The sequence below is a fragment of the Marinobacter alkalisoli genome (genome assembly GCF_045449795.1).
Lineage (GTDB): Bacteria > Pseudomonadota > Gammaproteobacteria > Pseudomonadales > Oleiphilaceae > Marinobacter.
In genome coordinates this window covers 1-6,798 of record NZ_JBJJLB010000024.1, presented here as the reverse complement: position 1 = coordinate 6,798, position 6,798 = coordinate 1, and the positions used below count along the sequence as shown (strand labels likewise).

10 protein-coding genes are annotated in these 6,798 nt (G+C 50.9%); 9 read left to right on the top strand and 1 reads right to left on the bottom strand.

Features of this window, described 5'->3' with window-relative positions:
• A partial coding sequence (locus tag ACJO3M_RS11930; RefSeq protein WP_406998562.1) for an IS110 family RNA-guided transposase occupies positions 1-916 on the bottom strand: 916 nt, incomplete at its 3' end.
• Positions 917-1,023: 107 nt separating this feature from the next.
• Between ACJO3M_RS11930 and ACJO3M_RS11925 the strand changes: the two genes are divergently transcribed.
• From ACJO3M_RS11925 to ACJO3M_RS11885, 9 genes are all read left to right on the top strand, one after another.
• On the top strand, positions 1,024-1,350 hold the full coding sequence (locus tag ACJO3M_RS11925) for a low molecular weight protein tyrosine phosphatase family protein (protein WP_407001587.1): 327 nt from the start codon (positions 1,024-1,026) through the stop codon (positions 1,348-1,350).
• A gap of 103 nt (positions 1,351-1,453) precedes the next feature.
• The gene (locus tag ACJO3M_RS11920) at positions 1,454-1,738 is read left to right on the top strand and encodes a hypothetical protein (RefSeq protein WP_407001586.1); all 285 of its coding nucleotides are present in this window, start codon (positions 1,454-1,456) and stop codon (positions 1,736-1,738) included.
• Positions 1,739-2,211: 473 nt separating this feature from the next.
• Entirely contained in the window at positions 2,212-2,874 is a 663-nt protein-coding gene (locus ACJO3M_RS11915) for a hypothetical protein (protein WP_407001585.1), read from the top strand.
• 88 nt (positions 2,875-2,962) lie between these two features.
• Positions 2,963-3,322 (top strand): hypothetical protein, encoded by a 360-nt coding sequence (locus tag ACJO3M_RS11910; RefSeq protein WP_407001584.1) that lies wholly within the window; start codon positions 2,963-2,965, stop codon positions 3,320-3,322.
• Between the two features lie 97 nt (positions 3,323-3,419).
• Complete coding sequence (locus ACJO3M_RS11905) at positions 3,420-3,824, top strand: DUF7674 family protein (RefSeq protein ID WP_407001583.1); 405 nt, start codon at positions 3,420-3,422, stop codon at positions 3,822-3,824.
• A gap of 93 nt (positions 3,825-3,917) precedes the next feature.
• Positions 3,918-4,229, top strand: a complete 312-nt coding sequence (locus ACJO3M_RS11900) for a hypothetical protein (protein ID WP_407001582.1) — start codon at positions 3,918-3,920, stop codon at positions 4,227-4,229.
• A 114-nt stretch (positions 4,230-4,343) separates the two neighbouring features.
• Positions 4,344-4,949: a hypothetical protein gene (locus ACJO3M_RS11895; protein ID WP_407001581.1), complete on the top strand. Its 606-nt coding sequence runs from the start codon at positions 4,344-4,346 to the stop codon at positions 4,947-4,949.
• An 86-nt stretch (positions 4,950-5,035) separates the two neighbouring features.
• The gene (locus tag ACJO3M_RS11890) at positions 5,036-5,515 is read left to right on the top strand and encodes a hypothetical protein (RefSeq protein WP_407001580.1); all 480 of its coding nucleotides are present in this window, start codon (positions 5,036-5,038) and stop codon (positions 5,513-5,515) included.
• 70 nt (positions 5,516-5,585) lie between these two features.
• A protein-coding gene (locus tag ACJO3M_RS11885) for an IS3 family transposase (RefSeq protein WP_407001579.1) occupies positions 5,586-6,766 on the top strand; the annotation gives its coding sequence in 2 pieces (ribosomal slippage) (positions 5,586-5,882 and positions 5,885-6,766; 1,179 coding nt in all).
• Positions 6,767-6,798: the final 32 nt, after the last annotated feature.

Here is a 6,798-nt window from a genome sequence, read left to right as displayed (position 1 = left end):
CGACCAAGTCCCTGGCCCAGCCACTGAGCCGATCGTTCTTGTCGGCGAGCTTGGCTATCACCGCCCGGGTGCCATGGATCAGCAGCATTCGTAAATATTTGTCCCCGCGCTTGGTGATCCGCCCAAGTCGGACTTTGCCACCGGTTGAATATTGTCGGGGTACCAGCCCCAGCCAGGCGGCAAAGTGTCGTCCGCTTTTGAACTGCCTGGGATCGGGCGCACTGGCCAATATGGCTGTGGCCGTTTGTGGTCCAATGCCTGGAATGGCCATCAGCCGTTTGGCCTGCTCGTTGCGCCGGGCCATGGCTTCGATTTCCCGGTCATAGGCGAGGATCTCTTCATCGAGCTGAAGAATGCGCTGGTTGATGTTATTGAGTAAGCGTCGTGCCAGCATGGGTAAGCTGTTTTCGGCATTCTCCAGGATTTCAGGAACCCGCCGCCGAGCGGCATAGCGCCCCTGGGGAATGATCAGACCGAATTCGGCCAACAGCCCGCGAATCTGGTTGATCTGCGCGGTGCGCTCCTTGGTCAGCCCACGGCGAATTCGATGCAGGCAGAGCGTCGCTTGCTGGTCTTCGGTCTTGATGGGAACGAAGCGCATATTGGGTCGGCCGACCGCTTCGCAGATGGCCTCGGCATCGTTGTCGTCGTTCTTGCTGCTCTTGCGATACGGTGCCACAAACCGGGGTGCAATGATCCGAACATCATGGCCGAGCCTGGTCATTTCACGCGCCCAGTAGTGGGCGCCCGAGCAGGCTTCCATGCCGATCAGGCAAGGAGGTAATTGTGCGAAGAACGGCAACAGCTTGAGTCGATTCACCCGTTTGCGAACCACGACCTTGCCGTGTTGGTCGGTGCCATGAATACTGAACACAGTTTTCGCCAGATCAATGCCAATGGTTGTAACATTCATGATGACTCCTCCTGCTTTTGATTGAAGATGTCGACACCTTCAATGTGGCACATGGATGCCGTGGGAGCAGGGGGAGTCCATATCATTCGTTATGTTTAAGGAAGGGGCCTTTGAATCTTCTATTCGTCTGTAGCGAAAACAGACTACGGAGTCCGACTGCTGAAGCTGTCTTTTCAGGTTATTCCGGTGTTCGAGCAATCAGTGCCGGCACTAACTCGGATGCGGAGACACCAGTTTCCGGAGATTTGATTGAGTGGGCTGACATCATCCTGGTCATGGAAAGGAGCCACCGAGATAAGGTGGCCCGGAAGTATAGGGAATTGCTCAAGGGTAAACGGCTAGTCTGCTTGGACATCCCCGATCACTATGATTGTATGCAGCCCGAACTCATCAAATTACTGGAGGCCAAGGTTCCCAGGTATGTGCGTTTACCATAGCCAAAACATAACCATGCCAGTCACGGCGACGGCTACTCCATTGCGGCTTCGCCTCCACTACGTAGCCGCGCGTGCTGAGCGGCGTTATGTTGCTTAGCGAACTATGAATCAAGCAGAGAAATGGGAAAAAATTGAGGTGGAGTTGAGAGCAGCTTACAGCTTGCTGCCCGAGCACGTCGTTGAATCCGACAATGGTTACCGAGAGAGTGATTTTCTCGCTTTCATTGAGGCAAACGAATTGCTTCTAGCCATGGAAGAACTTGACGGAGTCATAGAGGACAATCCAAACCCGGGAAGCGAGTTTTGGGAGCATCTTCTAAAGGCGGCAAATTTAATGGGGCATCTGCATGCTAATCGCTATAAATCTATCTTGGCGTCTACAACATAACCAGTGCAGGCACGGCGACGCCCACTACATTGCGTCTTCGGCTCCATTCCATGGGCGCGCATGCTGCAAGCGTTATGAGTAGGAAGAGATGCACACCATTGAGCTAATCAGGCATTTGTCACCAGAGGGAGCCAAGAATTTCGCTGCTGCGCTAGGGTGGCTCAATCCTCTGCCAGCAGATGGTTCGGGCGTGCTCGATAAGATCGATCTTGCTGTCGAGAGACTGGACTACGCCCAAAATCGCCAGGGTTCTACTCCAGAAGATGACACCTCGTCGCAAAGAGCATCGTTGGCCAACTTACGGGCCGAGATTGCTTCGTTACTGACGGAAAGTTCGTGATGCAACGCAACACTCATAACCAGTCATTCCAGTTCGTTCCGGCCCTGATGGGCCTCCACCGGACGGCCTTTTCTCCGCTTCGCTGCAAAAAGGCCGCCGCTGAATATTGGCGTTATGATCAAGGAGCCAATCAATGGAGCTAACGAAAACTAAGATGGCTACCCCGATAGCCAGATCAATTTTTTGGTTCCTCAAAGAAGCCCATAATTTATACGGGGAGCATCGTGTAAACACTTTTTTGACGACTATTGATTCAGAAATTGATAATTTAACGTCTGAGCGTCAATTCGAGATTAATGAATTTCTTAACCAAGAACGTTCAAAAAAGGTGCTGGCCGACTATGCTGCTGCTATAACAAACACATCAAGTGAAATAGTTTTGCGAGCTTTGGCTTTTTTGTTTATAGATGACCGTCAGTTTGATTTCTCAACAAAAGAAAAATCTCGATTTATCACCTGCGCTAACGGCCTAGACGACTTAAAGGTTGATCTTTTTATCAAGTTGTCTAGCTTGCAGAAGGTAGAAGTTAATACTATTTATCCAACTTATAATATAAATCATGAGAATTTCAGAAAGTTAAACCTTGGTGTCGAAATTGATGAACTCTTCGCATACATGGAAGACTTTCTCAAGCGTGGTTTGGTTCTGAGGGATCCCAGAGGAGACCTCGGCTCTAACTTTTATGCTCCCAAAGATAGTGAGTGGTCAATTTGCTTTGGTATAAGTTCCACGTTGAAAAGATATGCAGCTCTACTCGGTAAGGCGAAACTTTTAACCGGTGAGCCGTCATCATAACCATGCCAGTCACGGCGACGGCTACTACATTGCGGCTTCGCCTTCATTCCGTAGCCGCGCGTGCTGAGCGGCGTTATGCAGGGTGACTATGGATCGAATTTACGCGGCAATCCTCTCTTTGCTGGGGTTTGTTTTCCTGCTGGGAACCTGGATCATTTTCATGTTTGTGGGCCTACCAGCGGATCAATCGGTTTTCTTGGAAGGAATTGCAATTGGTAGCGGGGCGCTTTCCCCCTCAAACCCTGAAGCATTTCTCTTCGGCACCACGCTGGTGGCTTGTGTTGCTTGTGGACTGAGCGCTTTTCTATTTTTCACTAGAAAGCCTAGAGCTGCGTTGGCTATGGTTGCTGTGAACGCTCTCGTTGCGGTTTTTCTATACTCCGTTTCAGTAGCAATACTTTTGGGTTCACCCCTGTTGTTATCCAGGCGGGTTCTGAAAAATGCATAACAATGCCAGTCACGGCGACGTCTACTGCATTGCGGCTTCGCCTCCATTCCGTAGCCGCGCGTGCTGAGCGGCGTTATGCAAAAGCGAGTTGTCGAGAATGATCGATAAGGAAGGGGCAATAATTCGGCTGTCCAAGGCATACCCTGAATACGTTGATAAACTTGCTAAAAATATGGGCACCTACATAGCTACGACTGGTGAAATTTTGTGGCTTCCTCTAATTTCATCGCCATTATCCGAGTTGGTCTGTCGTAACTTTGAGAAAGGGGATTACGCCCATTGCGATTCGCTGTTCTTGGAAATCGAGAACTTAATTGAACATGGCACACAAGAAGTAAGAGACATCATCTGTACCGGATTCTTGGAGTCTCTACAAAACCAAAGAAAGCTGCCGGGTAAGCTCTGGGCTCCGTTACTGGGGCAAAGGGCAACAGCGTTTTGTAGATCAATGGACGAATTCCATGGCATTAAGACAGAAGGGCTGTCCTGCTACAATGCATAACAATGCAAGTCACGGCGACGGTTACTGCATTGCGGCTTCGCCTCCATTCCGCAACCGCGCGTGCTTAGCGGCGTTATGTGTATGGGAGGAAGGGTGACTGAAGGACAAGAAAGCAAGATTCTCCAAGAAGTCGTCAAAAGGGTTGAAGGCACGAAGCCTGCTGCCATTATGAGGTCCTGGTTCAATTGGGCACTATGGATTGCATGCGTTCTTATTCTTCTTCTCTCTTTTCAGTGGTATGAGTCGGCAAGTCATCCAGCGATTCTCTTAGTTGGCGGGGGCTTGGTTGGAATTTTGGTGGGTGGTATCTCCGTCATGCAAACTGCCGAGAAAAACTGGTCCGTAATCAAAAAATATATAGATACACCCGCGATCAAGGAAAAGCTGGATGATTCAGCCACATAACCAGTCATTCCAGTTCGTTACGGCCTTCGCAGGCCTCCACCGGACGGCCTTTTCTCCGCTTCGCTACGCAAAGGCCGCCGCTGAATTTTGGCGTTATGTTTCAAGGAGTAGCCTTTGAGTCTCTGCCTCAGCATCACCAATGCAGACCTGAATATCACAAGAGACGTCGTCGGAATTGTCGGTACAGTCGGTGCTTTAATCATTGGAGGGGTCGGGTTAAACACTTGGCGCCGACAGCTTCATGGAATCTCCAAATTCGAAGTTGCAAAGAGGATTCTCACGACGACCTACCGGGTTCAGGATGCGATTGACTGGACTCGTAATCCAATGATTCAACTCAATAAAGAAGAAGTTGAGGCGGGCCGGCAGCTTGAAGAAGAGCAGAGAATTTATGCTGAACGGCTTGGAAAAGTAAATGAGCACCGAGCGGAGCTACGCACGCTAGCACTTGAGGCGAGGGCTATCTGGGGTGAAAGAGCGCAGGAGTGTTTTACACACCTCCATGAGCTCGTTGGAAAACTGCATGGGGAGATATGGCTTCATTTTTGGTTGAAAGGGGCATACGCCGGGCCTGGCGCTCATGTCGATAGAAGCCCGGAAAGAATCCATCAGAATGATGCAATAGTGTACAAGACTGATGATTCCGATGATTTTTCACAGCAACTTATTGAGGCGGTCCGGCACATCGAATCGGTTTACCAACCGAGGCTCCGTGCCTAAGCAACATAACAATACGCAGCAGTTCGCGGCCTGCGGCCGCCGGACGTCCCTGACGGGCCGCCGCTGTGCTTCGCGTTAGGAATACTATGGAGCCAATCACCAAGCTATATGAAGCGTTGCAAAGTGAGGATGACTTGGGTGCTGTAGTTCGATCGCATATTATTATCGAGCAACGCCTCAACAAGTTCGTTGAAGCCTTCATGGTCAGCACTGACCACTTGAGAAGAATGAAGCTTGATTTTCATCAGACTGTGAAACTGGCAGTCGCGCTGGGTTTAAATGAGCGGTTTGAAGCGCCGTTGAACTCGCTTGGCACTCTGAGAAATGGGTTTGCGCACTCGCTGCGGCCTGAAATTTCGAAACAAGATGCGAATAACCTTTACAAGTCCTTCAGTGCCACAGACAAGGCAGTGCTGCAATCGAGTTTAAAGCATACCCAGAATATGCATCCGGAGAACGCGTTATCAGACTACCGAGTGGCTACGCCGAAAGAGCAGTTCTCTCTCAATGTTGTTGTCCTTTGTGCTGCTGTGGAATCTGCTATGAAAAAGATTCCTAACCAATAGTTCCAGTTCGTTCTGGACTTCCCCCAGTGTAGTGGACACGCATCGATAACTCCGCAATAGGAGAAAACCGATGCCGGAGATGATCACGGGGAAGAAAACTCAGCAGTACAGCACTGAGTTCAAAGTCAAAGCGGTGGAGTGGAGTCACCAGGCCCACCGAAGTGTCAAAAGCGTAGCCGAAGCGCTGGATATCCACCCCTTCATGCTGTCACGCTGGCGCAAGGAATACCATGAAGGAAAGTTCGCCATGAAACGGGTCAAGAAAGCGCCAGCCGAGGCCAAGCAGAAGATCCAGGAACAGGACGAGGTTGCCCGCCTGAAACGCCGGATATCGGAGCTTCAGGAGGAAAACGACATTCTAAAAAAGTTTCAACGTTTTCAGGCCGAGGAACGACGGAAGCGTTCCGATTCGTCTGGAAACACCGACGGGAACACGGAGTAAAGGCCCTGTGTCGGCACCTGGAGATCTCACGATCGGGCTACTACGCCTGGGCAAACCGGAAGCCCAGTCAACGAGCCGCTGAGAATGCGGAGTTGCTGTTGAAGATCCGCCGCATCTACAACGAGAGCAAAGGCCGATACGGCAGTCCTCGGGTTTACCAGGCGCTTCGACGTGAGGGCGTTGAAGTGGGTGAAAATCGAGTGGCCAAGCTGATGCAGGAATGGGGCATGAAAGCTCGAGTAGCCCGTGTATACCGGCGTTTGACGAAGCTGCGTGATGACTTGAAAGCCTTGCCGAATCATCGTCTGAATGCCGAGAAGCCCGTCACGGTAAACCAGCAATGGAGCAGCGATGTCACCTACATCAAGCTGGGCAAGAAATACGTGTTCCTGGCGGTGGTGCTGGACTTGTTTTCACGGAGAATCATCAGTTGGCGACTGGGAGAGAATCTGAATGCAGACTTCGCCAGGGCCACGCTCAGGGAGGCCTTCAAAACCCGAAAACCGGCTTCAGACCTGTTATTTCATACCGACCGAGGCATCGAGTATCGGGCTCATAAAACACAGGCTCTGCTGAATCGGCATCAGGTGCGCCACAGCATGAATCGCCCTGGGCAGTGTACTGACAACGCGGAGGTGGAGTCCTTCTTCAAGACGTTGAAGGGAGAATTGCTACACGCCACCAGCTTTGTGACGCTGAGACAGTTACGAAAGCATATAAGTGACTATATTGAAGACTTCTATAATAGCCACCGGCTGCACAGTGGCCTTGGCTACCGGACTCCGCTAGAGTTCGAAGGAATTAGCTGATGGCGCGTGTCCGATTTATTGGGGGAAGTCCA

What these genes read in the sequence shown, in the direction of transcription:
- ACJO3M_RS11920 (WP_407001586.1), top strand. Translation starts at nt 1,454, where the DNA reads ATGAATCAAGCAGAGAAATGGGAAAAAATTGAGGTGGAGTTGAGAGCA.
- ACJO3M_RS11915 (WP_407001585.1), top strand. Translation starts at nt 2,212, where the DNA reads ATGGAGCTAACGAAAACTAAGATGGCTACCCCGATAGCCAGATCAATT.
- ACJO3M_RS11910 (WP_407001584.1), top strand. Translation starts at nt 2,963, where the DNA reads ATGGATCGAATTTACGCGGCAATCCTCTCTTTGCTGGGGTTTGTTTTC.
- ACJO3M_RS11905 (WP_407001583.1), top strand. Translation starts at nt 3,420, where the DNA reads ATGATCGATAAGGAAGGGGCAATAATTCGGCTGTCCAAGGCATACCCT.
- ACJO3M_RS11890 (WP_407001580.1), top strand. Translation starts at nt 5,036, where the DNA reads ATGGAGCCAATCACCAAGCTATATGAAGCGTTGCAAAGTGAGGATGAC.